Origin of the sequence: Pseudomonas sp. HOU2 (assembly GCF_040729435.1) — a bacterium.
GTDB lineage: Bacteria > Pseudomonadota > Gammaproteobacteria > Pseudomonadales > Pseudomonadaceae > Aquipseudomonas.
The window spans coordinates 3,131,436-3,146,977 of the sequence record NZ_CP160398.1 but is presented as its reverse complement, the minus strand read 5'-3'; the positions used below and the strand labels follow the sequence as shown (position 1 = coordinate 3,146,977).

Here is a 15,542-nt window from a genome sequence, read left to right as displayed (position 1 = left end):
CAACACAATGAGCACTAGCGCAGCACAAGAGAAGAGCGCCGAAAGCGGCGAGTACAGCATTCTCGACAGCATCATCGCCGAAACCCGTCTGACTCCGGACGACGAAGCCTACGACATCGCCAAGCGTGGCGTGTCGGCGTTCATCGAAGAACTGCTCAAGCCGCAGAACAACGGTGAGCCGGTCAAGAAAGCCATGGTTGACCGCATGATCGCCGAGATCGATGCCAAGCTCAGCCGTCAGATGGACGAGATCCTGCACCACCCGGACTTCCAGGCACTGGAATCGTCGTGGCGTGGCCTGCAGTTGCTGGTCGACCGCACCAACTTCCGCGAAAACATCAAGATCGAAATCCTCAACGTCTCCAAAGAAGACCTGCTGGACGATTTCGAAGACTCGCCGGAAGTCATGCAGTCGGGCCTGTACAAGCACATCTACACCGCTGAATACGGCCAGTTCGGTGGTCAGCCGGTGGGCGCGATCATCGCCAACTACTTCATGTCCCCAAGCTCGCCGGACGTGAAACTGATGCAGTACGTGGCCAGCGTTTCGTGCATGTCCCACGCGCCGTTCATCGCTGCGGCCGGCCCGAAATTCTTCGGTCTGGAAAGCTTCACCGGCCTGCCGGACCTGAAAGATCTGAAAGACCACTTCGAAGGCCCGCAATTCGCCAAATGGCAGAGCTTCCGTACTTCGGAAGACTCCCGTTACGTTGGCCTGACCGTGCCGCGTTTCCTGCTGCGCAACCCGTACGACCCGGAAGAGAACCCGGTCAAGTCGTTCGTGTACAAGGAAACCGTTGCCAACAGCCACGAGCACTACCTGTGGGGCAACACCGCGTTCGCGTTCGGCACCAAGCTGACCGACAGCTTCGCCAAATTCCGCTGGTGCCCGAACATCATCGGTCCACAGAGCGGTGGCGCGGTTGAAGATCTGCCGTTGCACCACTTCGAAAGCATGGGCGAAATCGAAACCAAGATCCCGACCGAGGTTCTGGTCTCCGACCGCCGTGAATACGAACTGGCCGAAGAAGGCTTCATCTCCCTGACCATGCGCAAAGGCTCCGACAACGCGGCGTTCTTCTCCGCCAGCTCGGTGCAGAAGCCGAAGTTCTTCGGCATCAGCGCAGAAGGCAAGGCGGCAGAGCTGAACTACAAGCTCGGCACCCAACTGCCGTACATGATGATCGTCAACCGCCTGGCTCACTACTTGAAAGTGCTGCAGCGCGAGCAACTCGGTTCGTGGAAAGAGCGTACCGACCTCGAGCTGGAACTGAACAAGTGGATCCGCCAGTACGTGGCCGACCAGGAAAACCCGAGCGCCGAAGTGCGTGGCCGTCGTCCGCTGCGCGCTGCGCAAGTGATCGTCAGCGACGTTGAAGGCGAGCCGGGCTGGTACCGCGTCAGCTTGAACGTGCGTCCGCACTTCAAGTACATGGGTGCCGATTTCACCCTGTCGCTGGTTGGCAAGCTGGACAAAGAGTAAGAGCGACTCATGGACGGATACGGCAGCCTGTTCGAGCGCCTCAACGGCGACGCGCAACTACGCAAGGGTAACAGCCTTGAGGCTTGTGCCATGGCGTCAGTGGCTGCCCATCTGGCCAAAATGCTCAGCACCCGGGCCGGCAGCGTGCAAACGCTGGCCGACTACGGGTTGCCCGATCTCAATGACATGCGTCTGAGTCTGCACGACTCCCTGAGTCAGGCCCGTCTGGCCATCGAAAACTTCATCGAAGCCTACGAGCCGCGCCTGAGCAACGTGCGTGTCATTTCCCTGCCGCGTGACCACGACCAGCTACGGCTGGCCTTCAGCATCGAAGGTCTGCTGGAAGTCGAGGGTTTCAAGCGTCAGGTCAGTTTTTCCGCGCGCCTGGATGGCAGCGGTCAAGTGAAGGTCACCTAAGGAGATTCCCGATGTCTGGCAAACCCGCAGCACGCGTATCCGACCCCACCGCTTGCCCACTCCCAGGCCACGGCACCAACCCGATCGCCGCCGGTTCCGGTGACGTGTTCTTCGACGGCCTCGCGGCCGCCCGCCAAGGCGATGCCTCGGCGTGTGGTGGTGCGTTGGTTGGCGATCTGGCGACCACGGTTTTGATCAATGGCAAACCTGCCGCCACCGTAGGTTCAGTCGGGGCCCATGGCAACAAGGTCACTGCCGGCTCCGGGACGGTGATTATCGGTAATTCGCATTCGCCGGCGCCGTTTGTGCCGCCGGAGCCGTTAGTCATTCCTGGAGTCTTCAACCGTGTTTTTTCTTTCCATACAGCGGACGGACAGCCAGTAGCAAACCTCAATTACAGAATGCTTTCTGACAGTGGCTTAGAGAAAGCAGGATGTTCATCGGCGGCTGGAGGCACAGGGTGTTTCTCCACTGGAAAACAAGCCGAGATGGTTACCATCTACGTGTCGTCGGAGTAATCGCGTGGAAACCTCTATTGTCATCGACGGCGTTGCGCACATTTTCGAGACTTCCGATGGAAAAACGGAACTGAAAATCAAAGCCGAAACTACGCCGAGTGAAGATAAAAAACCGAAACAGCTTCCATTGCCTCACGTCTGGTTAATAACCAGAGGAAATGGGGTGCCACTTTTTGCTCTAAAACCGAATGCAACAGATGTTCAGTTCAGGATCATGAAAGCTGAGAAACTGTATGCGGAAGCAATTCAGTGGTTTGAGCCGTTGGCTGATAATTACCGGAAGAAAATTTGGGTGAATCCCGAGTCTAAAACTGCCGGTACAGACGCCTACAACGCCTATAAACAGTTTAGTTGGGCGCAAATTATCAAATTTGCAATTATTGACCGGATGTCAATTAGCTTTGCCCCGACAATGCCCGGTGATTGGAAAAATAGTTCTGAGGGTGGTGCCGGATTTTTAATGGTCATGATTGATGGTGAGCCCTATTGGGCTGACGGGGTTGGGCAAATACCGTTCGCGACCGATACATATCGTTTATATCTGGAAGAAACCAAATCTTTGGAAGCTGCCATTAAGAAAACCGTTGAAACCGGTATGAAGTATGGTGATGGTCTTCCTATATTTCCAAAGGAGGACAAGACCAATGAGTACGATAATTATATGGTGCTGCGTGGGGCTTTATGGGCTTCGGAAAATTTTGAACTACGCACTGAAACGGTAAGAGTATTTGCCGGACGAATGGGCTATCGCGAGAAAGTGGTGACCAGTACGGTTTATCTCGGCACATCCGATCAGAAGTTAAGAACCTCCATCACACAAGGCTCTGTAGATAAGTATGGAGAGTGGAAAAGATGATGGTGAGGCTAGCGGCGGGTTTATTAGTACATTTTTTTGCCTGCGTCATTTATGTCGTGGTTAATTACTATGGTGTTTCGCTGTACAAGTTTTTATTTGGTGGGCTGACCTCGCGTGGTGCTTCCATCGGGATTGCCATGTATATGGTGTTTTATCTGTTTGTTTTTGTAAATTTAGTTGTTGCTGTAATTCCAAGGCGAATGGTGAAAGTTAGCATTGTTTTTCTAATGGTTGCATTGATATTGGTTTATCTGTTGCCGCTTTATCCTGTTCGCGCGGCCGCTTATAGCGTTTTAACGGGTGGACTAACTATTTTGGCGATATGGCTGGCTGGCAAGCTTGACAAGATGTTGTTGGCTCGGGTCATGACATGAAGTTTTTTTGCGGGCACGGCTCAATGAAATCAAGGGCGTGGCAATGCCTTGCCACTTTCCTCTGCTCGGTCGGTTTGCTGACGATTCTGGTCGGCTTCGCATTGCTGTTGCGAATGGAAAGCTCGACCGAACCGAAGCTCTTCGCTAATCCCCACGCGTTGTGGATTGGCGCCGAGGATGGCGGGGTTTTTGTCGAGATCACCAAGCACGAAGCGCCCAACTATTACGTGGAAATTCGTCACGAAAATGGTGAGATGTGGACAGAAGGCTGGGTTCGATATGGCACCCGGGATAGCCATCCACTCAGCGCTGCGGCAATTGGTGGCTACGGCGGCAAAGAGCTCTATGTGTATACGGGCGTCGAGATCACTCCGCAAAAACAAGGAGCCGCACAGCGATGAATTTCTACGTGCGCGTCGCGCAGACGATCCCTCATTCTGCCATCAACACCCGGAACCGCATCGCCAGGAGACGCTGTATGTCCGCAACGACAATCGTGCTCCAAAGAATGTTTTTCATGCGATCCACTACCAGGCAGGTAACCCGTGTCCTTTAACCACTACTACCAAAGCGAACTCACCGCACTGCGCCAACTCGGTCGCCGTTTCGCCGAGCGTAGTCCGGCGTTGGCGCCGTTCCTGGGGCAGGCCGGGCGGGATCCGGATGTGGAGCGGTTGCTGGAAGGTTTTGCGTTCCTCACCGGGCGTCTGCGGCAGAAGCTCGACGACGAGCTGCCGGAGCTCAGCCATTCGCTGATGCAGCTGCTGTGGCCGAACTACATGCGCCCGTTGCCGGCGTTCAGCATTCTGCAGTTCGATCCGCTCAAGCGTTCCGGGCCGGCGCTGGTGGTCGAGCGCGATACGCCGATCGAAAGCAAACCGATCGAAGACGTGCGTTGCCGCTTCCGCACCTGCTATCCGACTGAAGTCTTGCCGCTGGATCTGGCGGCGCTGAACTACTCGGTGAAGGGCGACGGCTCGCTGCTGAGTCTGCGTCTGGAGATGAGCGCCGACGGTCACCTCGGTGAGCTGGAACTGAGCAAACTGCGCCTGCACTTTGCCGGCGAACGTTACATCAGCCAGATGCTCTACCTGAGCCTGCTGCGCAACCTTGAAGGCATCGAACTGATCCCGCTCGACGGCGCCGGCAAGCCCATCGACGGTGTGGCCGGCAAGCCGATGGCGTTCAAGATTCCGGGTGACCGGGTCAAGCCGGTGGGCTTTGCCGAAGAAGAAGCGTTGATCCCGTATCCGCTGAACACCTTCCGTGGCTATCGCTACCTGCAGGAATACTTCGCCTTCCAGGACAAGTTCCTGTTCGTCGACGTCAACGGTCTGGACATCCTCAAGGCGCTGCCGGAAGACACGCTCAAGCAGATGCGCGGCCTGGAGCTGCGTTTCGATATCCGCAAGAGCGGGATCATGCGCATGCGGCCGACCCTGGATAACGTGAAGCTGTTCTGCACGCCGATTGCCAACCTGTTCGCCCACGATGCGCTGCCGATCCGCCTCGACGGCAAACAGGATGAATACCTGCTGCTGCCAGCGGAATACGATCTGGAAAACTGCGGCGTGTTTTCGGTGGAAACCGTCACCGGCTGGAAGCCCGGCGGCCTCGGTTATCAGGAGTACGTGCCGTTCGAATCCTTCGAGCATGACCCGAGTTTCGACGTGCCCAACAGCCGTCCGCATTACAGCATCCGCCAGCGTTCGTCGCTGCTGCACGACGGCCTCGACACCTACCTGAGTTTCGGCATCCGCCATACCGAAGCCCACGAAACCCTGTCGATCGAGCTGATCTGCACCAACCAGAACCTGCCGCGCAAGCTCAAGCTTGGCGACATCTGCATGGCCTGCGAAGAGACCCCGGAGTTCTTGAGTTTCCGCAACATCACCCCGGCCACGTCGAGCTTTGCGCCGCCGCTGAACCGTGACTTCCTGTGGAAGCTGATCAGCAACATGTCGCTCAACTATCTGTCGCTGGCCGACGTCAACGCGTTGAAGGTGATTCTCGAAACCTACGACCTGCCGCGCTATTACGACCAGCACGCGGAGAAGGTCAGCAAACGCCTGCTCGGCGGCCTCAAGCACATCAAGCACCACCACGTCGATCGGCTGCACCGTGGCTTGCCGGTACGCGGTCTGCGCACCGAACTGACCATCGACCCGGAAGGGTATATCGGCGAAGGCGACCTGTTCGTTTTCGCCTCGGTTCTTAACGAGTTTTTCGCGCTTTACGCCAGTCTCAATTCGTACCACGAGCTGCGGGTAAAAAGCACACAGGGAGAGGTGTACCAATGGACACCACGTATGGGCCTGCAGCCCCTGCTTTAAGCGGGCTGACCAAGGTAATACGCGAGTACTCGCTGTTTCAGGCCGTGCTGCTGGTGATCGACCGGCTGCGCGAGGCGCACCCGTACCTGAGCGAAGACGATCTGTACGATCAGGTGGAGTTTCAGGCCAACCCGAGCCTGGGCTTTCCGCGCAGCGACGTCGATCGCGTGGAGTTTTTCGAAGAGCACGGGCAGATGCGCGCGCGCATGCGCTTCAACCTGATCGGGCTGGTCGGCTCCGGTTCGCCGCTGCCGGCGTTCTACGGCGAACAAGCACTGGGCGACAGCGAGGACGGCAACCCGACGCGCAATTTCCTCGACCTGTTCCACCATCGCCTGCAACGGCTGATGCTGCCGATCTGGCGCAAGTACCGCTATCGCGCCAGCTTCCAGAGCGGCGCGATCGACCCGTTTTCGTCGCAGCTGTTCGCGCTGATCGGTCTGGGTGGCGACGAGATCCGCAAGGCCAAGGAACTGAACTGGAAGCGCCTGCTGCCGTATCTCGGTTTGCTCAGCTTGCGCGCGCACTCGGCGGCGCTGATCGAAGCCGTACTGCGTTACTACTTCAAGCACGAAGACCTGGTCATCGAGCAGTGCATCGAGCGCCGCGTGGAAATCCTCGACGAGCAGCGCAACCGCCTCGGTCGCGCCAACAGCCTGCTCGGTGAAGACTTGGTGCTGGGCGAGCGGGTGCGCGACCGCAGCGGCAAATTCCGCATTCACATCACCGAACTCGACTGGGAGCGATTCCACGAATTTCTGCCGATCGGTTTCGGTTACCAGCCGCTGTGCGCGCTGGTGCGGTTCACCTTGCGTGACCCGCTCGATTACGACATTCGCCTGGTGCTGCGCCCGGAAGAAATCCGCGAACTGCGCATTGGTGAGAAGAACGACTGTCGCCTGGGGTGGACCAGCTGGCTGGGCTGCGAAAAAGCAGACGGCGTGGTCACCCTGGGCAGCAAAATTCATTAAGGACGTGAGCCATGATCAACGTAGACCTGCAACAACTCATCCAGGCGCTGGACGCCGAAACCCGTCGTGATCTGGAGCGTTCGGCCGAACGTTGCGTGGCCCGTGGCGGCAGCAAGATCCTCGTCGAAGACCTGCTGCTGGGCCTGCTGGAGCGTCCGCACGGCTTGCTGTCGCGTGCGTTGCAGGATGCGGATGTCGATGCCGGTGAACTGAGCGCCGCACTGCAATCTCGCGTTGAACACAGCGCCTCGCGCAACCCGGTGTTCGCCCCGGAACTGGTGCAGTGGCTGCAAGACGCGCTGCTGGTGGCCAACCTCGAACTGGGCCAGACCCAGGTCGAAGACGCCGCGCTGATCCTTGCGCTGCTGCGCAACCCGATGCGCTACGCCGGCAGCCGTTATCAGCCGCTGCTCGCCAAACTGAACATCGATCGCCTGAAGGAATTTGCCCTGTCGCAACAGGAGCAACCGGCCGCCAACGGCAAGCCGGCCGCTCAAGGCGAATCGCTGCTGCAGCGTTTCACCCACAACCTGACCCAGCAGGCGCGCGACGGCAAACTCGACCCGGTGCTGTGCCGCGATGGCGCGATCCGGCAGATGGTCGACATCCTTGCCCGTCGCCGCAAGAACAACCCGATCGTCGTGGGTGAGGCCGGCGTCGGTAAAACCGCCATCGTCGAAGGCCTGGCCTCGCGCATCGCTGCCGGTGAAGTGCCGCAGGTGCTCAAGGGTGTTGAACTGCTGTCGCTGGACATGGGCCTGCTGCAGGCCGGCGCCAGCGTCAAAGGCGAATTCGAGCGTCGTCTCAAAGGTGTGATCGACGAGGTCAAAGCCTCGCCGAAACCGATCATCCTGTTCATCGACGAAGCCCACACCCTGATCGGCGCGGGCGGCAATGCCGGCGGTTCCGACGCGGCCAACCTGCTGAAACCGGCGCTGGCTCGCGGTGAACTGCGCACCATCGCCGCGACCACCTGGGCCGAGTACAAGAAATACTTCGAGAAGGACCCGGCGCTGGCCCGGCGTTTCCAACCGGTGCAGTTGCACGAACCGACCGTCAGCGAAGCGGTGACCATCCTGCGTGGTCTGGCGCAGGTCTACGAGAAGAGCCACGGCATCTACCTGCGCGATGACGCGGTGGTCTCGGCGGCGGAATTGTCGGCGCGTTACCTGGCAGGTCGGCAGCTGCCGGACAAAGCCGTCGATGTGCTCGACACCGCGTGTGCCCGCGTGCGCATCAGCCTCGCCGCTGCCCCGGAAAGCCTTGAGCGCCTGCGTGGCGAACTGGCCGAAGGTGGCCGTCAGCGTCAGGCCCTGCGCCGCGATGCCGAGGCCGGTCTGCTGATCGACCACGAAGCGCTGGATGCGCTGGAAGCGCGGCTGGACGAAGCCGAAAGCGAAATGGTCGCGCTGGAAAGTCTGTGGACCGAACAGAAACAACTGGCCGAGCGCCTGCTGGAACTGCGTCAGCAACTGGCCAAGGCCCGCGAAGCAGCTGCCGTCGAGCCGACCGTCAGCGTTGAAGAAGACGCCGAAGGCACGGTGATCGAAACCATCGCCGCCGAGGTCGAGGAAGGCCAGAGCGTCGAAGCGCTGGAAGCCGAACTGCACCAGACCCACAGCGCCCTCACCGCTGCTCAAGTCAAAGAACGTCTGGTCAGCTTCGAAGTCTGCCCGCGCCTGGTGGCCGAAGTGATCAGCGCCTGGACCGGCGTGCCGTTGGCGCAACTGGCCCGCGAGCACAACGCCAAGGTCGCGAGTTTCGCCACCGATCTGCGCACGCGTATCCGGGGTCAGGAACAAGCCGTGCACGCACTGGATCGCTCGATGCGCGCCACGGCGGCTGGCCTGAATAAACCTGATGCACCGGTCGGCGTGTTCCTGCTGGTTGGCCCGAGCGGCGTCGGCAAGACCGAAACAGCACTGGCCCTGGCTGACCTGCTGTACGGCGGCGACCGTTTCATCACCACCATCAATATGTCCGAATTCCAGGAGAAGCACACCGTCTCGCGTCTGATCGGTGCGCCACCGGGCTACGTCGGTTACGGCGAGGGCGGCATGCTCACCGAAGCGGTACGGCAGAAGCCGTACTCGGTGGTGCTGCTCGATGAGGTCGAGAAGGCTGATCCGGACGTGCTCAACCTGTTCTACCAAATCTTCGACAAGGGCGTGGCCAACGACGGCGAAGGTCGCGAAATCGACTTCCGCAACACCCTGATCCTGATGACTTCGAACCTCGGTAGCGACAAGATCAGCGACCTCTGCGAAGACGGCGCGCGCCCGACCGCCGAGCTGCTGGAAGAGACGATTCGCCCGGTGCTGAGCAAACACTTCAAACCGGCGCTGCTGGCGCGGATGAAAGTGGTGCCGTACTACCCGGTCGGCGGCCCGGTGCTGCGCGAGCTGATCGAGATCAAACTCGGTCGTCTGGGCGAGCGTCTGAACCGTCGTCAGCTGGATTTCAGCTGGTGCCAGAACCTCGTCGATCACCTGTCCGAGCGCTGCACGCAAAGCGAAAGCGGCGCGCGCCTGATCGACCATCTGCTCGACCAGCACGTGCTGCCGCTGGTGGCCGACCGCTTGCTCGACGCAATGGCCACCGGTGAAAGCCTCAAGCGTGTGCATGCCACGCTCGACGGCAACGCCAGCGTGACGTGCGAGTTCGCCTGAGGTGGGTGTGATGTTCACTCAAGTGCCGCAGCCACTGGTCTATGCCGAAGCCTTGCTGGCGCAGTTCGCCAGCCTGTCGCGCGCGGCGGACGGTGCTGCGCTGCTGGGTGACTTCGTGCGCGGGTTGGCCGAGCTGAGCGGTTGCGAACTGACGCAGCTGTACCTGCTCGACGCTACCCACACCTGCCTGGGGATGAACGCCGAATGCCTCGACGGCGCGCTGCAACCGCGCGCTGCCACCAGCCTGCCGGCGGACTACAACGGTGAGCAGCTGCTGCAGTTTGCCTTGTGCCAGAACCGCGTGGTCTGCCTCGACGATCTGGGTGCCAGCCTGCACGAGACCAGCTTTTTGCCGGCCACCGCTGGTGCCTGGCAATCGCTGCTGTGCGTGCCACTGGTCAATCAGCAGAAAGCGGTTGAAGGCCTGCTGCTGTGCGCCAGTCGCCGTCACGTCGACCTGCAGGGTTTTGCCGATTCCCTTGGCCAGCTCGGCTCGTTCGTTCTTGGTCAGCTGCATTTGCTGCAGCGTCTGCGCCAGCCGCCGGCCGAGTCGGCCACGGTGGCGCGCAGTGTGCCGAGCATCAACGGCTATGGCCTGATCGGCAAAAGCGCGGCGATGCGTCAGACCCATTCGCTGATCAGCAAAGTCCTGCACAGCCCGTACACCGTGCTGCTGCGTGGCGAGACCGGCACCGGCAAGGAAGTCGTGGCCCGGGCGATTCACGATTGCGGCCCGCGCCGCTCTCAGGCGTTCATCGTGCAGAACTGCGCGGCAGTCCCGGAAAACCTGCTGGAAAGCGAGCTGTTCGGCTATCGCAAAGGCGCTTTCACCGGTGCCGATCGCGACCGCGCGGGTCTGTTCGATGCGGCCAACGGTGGCACGCTGTTGCTCGACGAGATCGGCGACATGCCGCTGTCGCTGCAAGCGAAGATTCTGCGGGTGTTGCAGGAGGGCGAGATTCGTCCGCTGGGTTCCAACGACACGCACAAGATCGACGTGCGCATCATCGCCGCGACGCACCGCGATCTGTCGACGCTGGTCAGCGAAGGCAAATTCCGCGAGGACTTGTATTACCGCCTCGCGCAGTTCCCGATCGAGCTGCCGGCCCTGCGTCAGCGCGAAGGCGACATCCTCGAGCTGGCTCAGCACTTCGCCGAGAAGACCTGCGCGTATTTGCAGCGTGATCCGGTGCGCTGGTCGAGCGCGGCGCTGGAACACCTGTCCGGTTACACCTTCCCCGGCAACGTGCGCGAACTCAAGGCACTGGTCGAACGCGCGGTGCTGTTGTGCGAGGGCGGCGAATTGCTGGCCGAGCATTTCTCCCTGCGCATGGAGCCGATCCCCGAAGACCACAGCGGCCTGAACCTGCGCGAACGCCTGGAAAAAGTCGAACGCACGTTGTTGCTCGACTGCCTGCGCAAGAACGACGGCAACCAGACCCTCGCCGCCCGCGAACTGGGCCTGCCACGCCGCACCCTGCTGTACCGCCTCGGGCGCCTGAATATCAACCTGGGTGATTTCGATGGTTGACGTGAACACTTATTGGAAGGCGAATTCCCCTGTGGCGAGGGAGCTTGCTCCCGCTCGACTGCGCAGCAGTCGTAACCCGCTGAACCCGGTTTCCCTGAGGCACCGCAGTGTCTGGTTTTGGGGCTGCTGCGCACCCCGGCGGGAGCAAGCTCCCTCGCCACAGATTGCGCACTGGCCACAGGAGGTGCGTTCACCTCGGTGGTCTGGCTCAAGGCCCCGATGCAGAGCCTTCGAGACCACCCAAAGAATTAATTTCAGCGCCGCCCGCAAGGGTCGGCGCTTTGTGCTTTGTCTACCCCTGGAGACCCTCTGATGTCTGTTCGTCACTGGCACGCTGTCCTGCTGACCCTCGTCGTTCTATGCGGCCTTGGCGGCTGTAGCGGCAATTACAAATTCAACGACAACGACTATCGCCCGTTGGGTGATCCGCAAGCGGTCAATCGCGGCAAGTGACCGCAAGGAGCATCAAACATGGAATTGGTTTTCGAAATGCTGAACACCAAGCAGTTCGTGCCCACCGAGTTGTGCCAGAAGACCTTCAAACAGGCCGGCGGCGTGATCGGGCGGGGCGAGGACTGCGACTGGATCATTCCTGACCGCAAGCGCCACCTGTCCAATCACCACGCGATTGTCAGTTACCGCGAAGGCACGTTTTTCCTCACCGACACCAGCAGCAACGGCGTCCAGGACGGCGGCAGCGGCGCACGCCTGCACAAGGGCGAGCCGGTGCGCATCGAGCACGGCAGCACCTACGTGCTCGGCGACTTCGAGATTCGTGCGCGGCTGGTGCGCGATCCGGCGACCTTCGACGGCGAAGTCGGCCGGCCGCGTGCCGCCGGCAGCATCATCCCGGACGACGCCTTCCTCGACCTTGATCCGCTGAACGCGATCGAACAGCAAGAGCGCGTCTATTCGGAAATCGACGAACTGTTGGCCCCGACCGCCAAGCCCGAAGACTCCCGTCAGCGCGCCGACTATGCGCGCATCGACATGGAAAGCCTGATGGTGCCGGAGCTGATTGCCCCGGTTGAGCCCGAGCCAGCTCCGGCCCCGAAGGTCGTCGAGCGGCAGAGCGAGGGTTTCTGGGAGCATTTCGGTGCGGCGCTGGGCGTTGACGTCAAAGGCCTCGATCACGACGCCCGCGAAGCTTTGGCACTCAATGCCGCACGCCTGTTGCGGCAGAGCATCGGCGGTTTGCAGCAGAGCCTGCGCACCCGTTCGGAGCTGAAAAACGAACTGCGTCTGGCCCAGACCACCGTGCAAGGCACCAACAAGAACCCGCTGAAATTCGCCGTCGATCCGAGCGAAGCGCTGGAGATTCTGTTGCAGCCGCACAAGCCCGGGCACCTGCCGGCCGAGCAAGCGATCTCCCGTGCGTTCCGCGATCTGCAGGCGCATCAGGTAGCCTTGCTCACCGCCAGCCGCGCCGCCGTGCGCGGCACGCTGGAGCACTTCTCGCCGGAACAACTGACCCTGCGTTTCGAGCGCGACAACAAGCCGTTGATCGCCACCTCGGGCGGACGCTGGAGAGCGTTCGGCCGGTATCACCAGGCTCTGCGTCAGGACGATGACTGGAGCGAGCGTCTGCTGGCCCGTGATTTCGCCCAGGCTTACGAAGAACAGATCCGCCTGATCTCCACCCTCCACACCGACCACCAAGGATGATGCGCATGTCTCGCCGCTCGACCGCTTTTTTCAAGACGCTGACTGCGCTCACCGTGCTGGTGCTGCTCGCCGGTTGCTCGTCGCTGTCGCCGTACTCGAAAGTGACCAAGATCAACCTGAAGCTGACCGGCAGCGATCAGCTCAACCCGGACCTCAACGGCCGTCCTTCGCCGATCGTCGTGCGCCTGTTCGAACTCAAGCACCCGGTGACCTTCGAGAACGCTGATTTCTTCAGCCTCTACGAGCGCGCCAAGGAATCGCTCAACCCGGATCTGGTGGCCAGCGAAGAACTCGAACTGCGCCCGGGTGAAACCGTGGAAATGAAACTCAGCGTGGAGGAGGGCAGCCGCTACGTCGGCGTCCTCGCTGCGTACCGCGATCTGCCGGAAACCAAGTGGCGCTACACCGTTCAGGTCACCCCGCTGGAGCTGACCGAAGCCGATCTGACCCTGGATCAGGCCGGGATCCGCAACACCCATGAAGCGCTCGCCAAGGCGGATGACTGAACATGAATACCCATAAAGTCATTTGGCAGGAAGGCATGTTGCTGCGGCCGCAGCACTTCCAGCACAACGATCGCTATTACGATCACCAGATGAAAACCCGCACTCAGTTGCTGGGTGGCTACACCTGGGGTTTCCTCAATCTGGAGATCGACCTGCAGTTCCTCAACATGGGCAAACTGGTGATCAGTGCCGCCTCGGGGATCCTGCCGGACGGCAGCCTGTTCGAACTCGGCGGCAACACCGAGCCGCTGGCGCTGGACGTGCCGCCGAACACCGGCAACACGCCGATTTACCTGGCGCTGCCGCTGGTCACCGGTAACCACATCGAAGCGCGCCGCCCGGAGCAGTCCGACGTGCTCGCGCGGTACACCGCGTACGACGCCGAAGTGGCCGACTCCAACGCCGGCGATGATTCCGCCAGCCAGGTCAGCTGTGGCCGCCCGGACTTCAAACTGTTGCTCGGCGAGCAGCAGAGCGATCAGGCCTACGTGAAGCTGAAGATCTGCGACGTGCTCGACACCACGCCGGACGGCGTGATCAGCCTCGACCCGGACTTTGTGCCGACCTACATTCAGGCCCACGCGTCCAGCTATCTGCTGTCGTGCCTGAAAGAAGTCATCAGCATGCTCAACCACCGTGGCGACACGATTGCCGAGCGGATTCGCTCCAACGGCAAGGTCGGCGGCGCGGAAGTCGGCGACTTCATGATGCTGCAACTGATCAACCGTACCGAACTGCTGCTGCGCCACTACCTCGGTCTGGAGCAGGTGCATCCGGAAGAGTTGTATCGCACGCTGCTGACCATGCTTGGCGATCTGGCGACCTTCTCCAGCGACAGCAAGCGCCCGCGTCTGGACAGCCGCTATTCCCACGCCGATCAGGGCGCGAGCTTCCGCAAACTGATGGAAGCGATTCGTCAGGTGCTGTCGATGGTGCTCGAACAGCACGCCATCGAACTGATCCTGCAGGCGCGTCAGTACGGGATCATCGTATCGCCGTTGCACGACCACAAACTGCTCGGCTCGGCATCGTTCGTGCTGGCGGCGAGTGCCAACTGCGACTCCGAAGAACTACGCCACCGCTTGCCGGCGCACCTCAAGGTCGGCCCGGTGGAACGCATCCGCCAACTGGTCAACCTGCACTTGCCGGGGATCAAGGTCAAACCGTTGCCGGTGGCCCCGCGGCAGATCGCGTTCCACTCGAACAAAACCTACTTCATCCTCGAACTCAGTTCCGAAGACCTGGCGCAACTCGAGCGCTCCGGCGGCTTCGCGTTCCACGTGTCCGGCGAATTCGCCGAGCTTGAACTGAAATTCTGGGCCATCAGGAACTGACCGACATGATCAAGGAAACGGATTACAACCAGGACGACAAAACCGTCCTGCTCGATCGTCAGGGCCACGGACCGGCAGCCAGTCCGCTGACCGACTTCGCCGCGCCGCCGCGCTTCGAGCAACTGGAAGAACGGATGATCTACGCCGCGCGCCTGCGCCCGGCGGAGGCGTTCAACATCAGCCTCAATTCGCTGGTGGCGGCGTCGTCCGAACTGCTCTCGGAAGTGGTGCGCCTCAAGCACAGTGAAACCCGCGAAGACCTCTACGCGCTCAACGAGCGCCTGACCGCCGGGCTCAAGCTGTTTGAAGTGCGCGCGTTGCACAACGGCGCCGAAAGCAGTCAGGTGATGGCCGCGCGTTACGTGCTCTGCACCGTGGTCGACGAAGCTGTGGTGACCACGCCATGGGGCAACGAAAGCGAGTGGTCGCAGATGAGCCTGCTCAGCAGCTTCCACAACGAGACCTTCGGTGGCGAGAAGTTCTTCCAGCTGCTCGATCGGCTGTCGAAGAACCCGGTCAAGCACCTGCCGATGCTTGAGCTGATGTACCTGTGCCTGTCCCTCGGTTTCGAGGGCAAGTACCGCGTGCAGGCCCGTGGCATGCTCGAACTCGAAGGCATCCGCGACGCCCTGTACCGGCAGATCCGTCAGTTGCGTGGCGACGTGCCGCGCGAGTTGTCGCCGCACTGGGAAGGCCTCAACGACCAGCGCCGCAACCTGGTGCGCATCGTGCCGGCGTGGATGGTGGTGCTGTTCACGTTGGTCTGCCTGGTGGTCATGTATTCGGGCTTCGCCTGGGTCCTGGGCGAGCAGCGCGACACCGTTCTGCAACCTTATCAGCCGCTTGATCCGGCCGCGGTCCAACCGCAGTCGCAGCCGTAACAGG

15 protein-coding genes are annotated in these 15,542 nt (G+C 60.8%); all 15 read left to right on the top strand.

The genetic code is table 11. The annotated features are described in order from the left end of the window. Positions 1 to 7 precede the first annotated feature (7 nt). Complete coding sequence (tssC, locus tag ABV589_RS14255; RefSeq protein ID WP_003229584.1) at positions 8 to 1,483, top strand: type VI secretion system contractile sheath large subunit; 1,476 nt, start codon at positions 8 to 10, stop codon at positions 1,481 to 1,483. Between the two features lie 9 nt (positions 1,484 to 1,492). After that, entirely contained in the window at positions 1,493 to 1,900 is a 408-nt protein-coding gene (gene tssE / locus ABV589_RS14250; RefSeq protein WP_007920274.1) for a type VI secretion system baseplate subunit TssE, read from the top strand. Between the two features lie 11 nt (positions 1,901 to 1,911). Then, on the top strand, positions 1,912 to 2,418 hold the full coding sequence (locus ABV589_RS14245; protein ID WP_367082098.1) for a PAAR domain-containing protein: 507 nt from the start codon (positions 1,912 to 1,914) through the stop codon (positions 2,416 to 2,418). 4 nt (positions 2,419 to 2,422) lie between these two features. Continuing rightward, positions 2,423 to 3,274, top strand: coding sequence for a hypothetical protein (locus ABV589_RS14240; protein ID WP_367082097.1), 852 nt, complete (start codon positions 2,423 to 2,425; stop codon positions 3,272 to 3,274). Next, a complete protein-coding gene (locus tag ABV589_RS14235) occupies positions 3,271 to 3,648 on the top strand; it encodes a hypothetical protein (RefSeq protein WP_367086201.1) in 378 nt (125 codons plus the stop codon). The genes ABV589_RS14240 and ABV589_RS14235 overlap by 4 nt, the downstream gene beginning before the upstream one ends. Further along, a complete protein-coding gene (locus ABV589_RS14230; protein WP_007962318.1) occupies positions 3,645 to 4,049 on the top strand; it encodes a hypothetical protein in 405 nt (134 codons plus the stop codon). Before ABV589_RS14235 ends, ABV589_RS14230 begins: the two co-directional genes overlap by 4 nt. 144 nt (positions 4,050 to 4,193) lie before the next feature. After that, a complete protein-coding gene (tssF, locus tag ABV589_RS14225) occupies positions 4,194 to 5,981 on the top strand; it encodes a type VI secretion system baseplate subunit TssF (protein WP_007962320.1) in 1,788 nt (595 codons plus the stop codon). Beyond that, positions 5,945 to 6,952 (top strand): type VI secretion system baseplate subunit TssG, encoded by a 1,008-nt coding sequence (gene tssG / locus ABV589_RS14220; protein WP_041071592.1) that lies wholly within the window; start codon positions 5,945 to 5,947, stop codon positions 6,950 to 6,952. The genes tssF and tssG overlap by 37 nt, the downstream gene beginning before the upstream one ends. Before the next feature lie 11 nt (positions 6,953 to 6,963). Then, on the top strand, positions 6,964 to 9,621 hold the full coding sequence (tssH, locus tag ABV589_RS14215) for a type VI secretion system ATPase TssH (protein WP_367082095.1): 2,658 nt from the start codon (positions 6,964 to 6,966) through the stop codon (positions 9,619 to 9,621). Between the two features lie 10 nt (positions 9,622 to 9,631). Next, positions 9,632 to 11,152 (top strand): sigma 54-interacting transcriptional regulator, encoded by a 1,521-nt coding sequence (locus ABV589_RS14210; RefSeq protein WP_367082093.1) that lies wholly within the window; start codon positions 9,632 to 9,634, stop codon positions 11,150 to 11,152. Between the two features lie 312 nt (positions 11,153 to 11,464). Continuing rightward, on the top strand, positions 11,465 to 11,605 hold the full coding sequence (locus tag ABV589_RS14205; protein WP_003229566.1) for a hypothetical protein: 141 nt from the start codon (positions 11,465 to 11,467) through the stop codon (positions 11,603 to 11,605). 18 nt (positions 11,606 to 11,623) lie between these two features. Beyond that, complete coding sequence (tagH, locus tag ABV589_RS14200; RefSeq protein ID WP_096795407.1) at positions 11,624 to 12,817, top strand: type VI secretion system-associated FHA domain protein TagH; 1,194 nt, start codon at positions 11,624 to 11,626, stop codon at positions 12,815 to 12,817. Positions 12,818 to 12,822: 5 nt separating this feature from the next. Continuing rightward, positions 12,823 to 13,323 carry a type VI secretion system lipoprotein TssJ gene (tssJ, locus tag ABV589_RS14195; RefSeq protein WP_007962325.1) on the top strand — a complete coding sequence of 167 codons (501 nt, stop codon included), beginning with the start codon at positions 12,823 to 12,825 and terminating at the stop codon, positions 13,321 to 13,323. Between the two features lie 2 nt (positions 13,324 to 13,325). After that, the gene (gene tssK / locus ABV589_RS14190; protein WP_007962327.1) at positions 13,326 to 14,657 is read left to right on the top strand and encodes a type VI secretion system baseplate subunit TssK; all 1,332 of its coding nucleotides are present in this window, start codon (positions 13,326 to 13,328) and stop codon (positions 14,655 to 14,657) included. 5 nt (positions 14,658 to 14,662) lie between these two features. Further along, positions 14,663 to 15,538, top strand: coding sequence for a type IVB secretion system protein IcmH/DotU (icmH, locus tag ABV589_RS14185; RefSeq protein WP_003229559.1), 876 nt, complete (start codon positions 14,663 to 14,665; stop codon positions 15,536 to 15,538). Positions 15,539 to 15,542: the final 4 nt, after the last annotated feature.

Excerpts from the sequence above, each read along its gene's own strand:
- tssC (WP_003229584.1), top strand. The coding sequence starts at position 8 with ATGAGCACTAGCGCAGCACAAGAGAAGAGCGCCGAAAGCGGCGAGTAC.
- tssE (WP_007920274.1), top strand. The coding sequence starts at position 1,493 with ATGGACGGATACGGCAGCCTGTTCGAGCGCCTCAACGGCGACGCGCAA.
- ABV589_RS14245 (WP_367082098.1), top strand. The coding sequence starts at position 1,912 with ATGTCTGGCAAACCCGCAGCACGCGTATCCGACCCCACCGCTTGCCCA.
- ABV589_RS14235 (WP_367086201.1), top strand. The coding sequence starts at position 3,271 with ATGATGGTGAGGCTAGCGGCGGGTTTATTAGTACATTTTTTTGCCTGC.
- ABV589_RS14230 (WP_007962318.1), top strand. The coding sequence starts at position 3,645 with ATGAAGTTTTTTTGCGGGCACGGCTCAATGAAATCAAGGGCGTGGCAA.
- tssG (WP_041071592.1), top strand. The coding sequence starts at position 5,945 with ATGGACACCACGTATGGGCCTGCAGCCCCTGCTTTAAGCGGGCTGACC.
- tssH (WP_367082095.1), top strand. The coding sequence starts at position 6,964 with ATGATCAACGTAGACCTGCAACAACTCATCCAGGCGCTGGACGCCGAA.
- ABV589_RS14210 (WP_367082093.1), top strand. The coding sequence starts at position 9,632 with ATGTTCACTCAAGTGCCGCAGCCACTGGTCTATGCCGAAGCCTTGCTG.
- ABV589_RS14205 (WP_003229566.1), top strand. The coding sequence starts at position 11,465 with ATGTCTGTTCGTCACTGGCACGCTGTCCTGCTGACCCTCGTCGTTCTA.
- tagH (WP_096795407.1), top strand. The coding sequence starts at position 11,624 with ATGGAATTGGTTTTCGAAATGCTGAACACCAAGCAGTTCGTGCCCACC.
- tssJ (WP_007962325.1), top strand. The coding sequence starts at position 12,823 with ATGTCTCGCCGCTCGACCGCTTTTTTCAAGACGCTGACTGCGCTCACC.
- tssK (WP_007962327.1), top strand. The coding sequence starts at position 13,326 with ATGAATACCCATAAAGTCATTTGGCAGGAAGGCATGTTGCTGCGGCCG.
- icmH (WP_003229559.1), top strand. The coding sequence starts at position 14,663 with ATGATCAAGGAAACGGATTACAACCAGGACGACAAAACCGTCCTGCTC.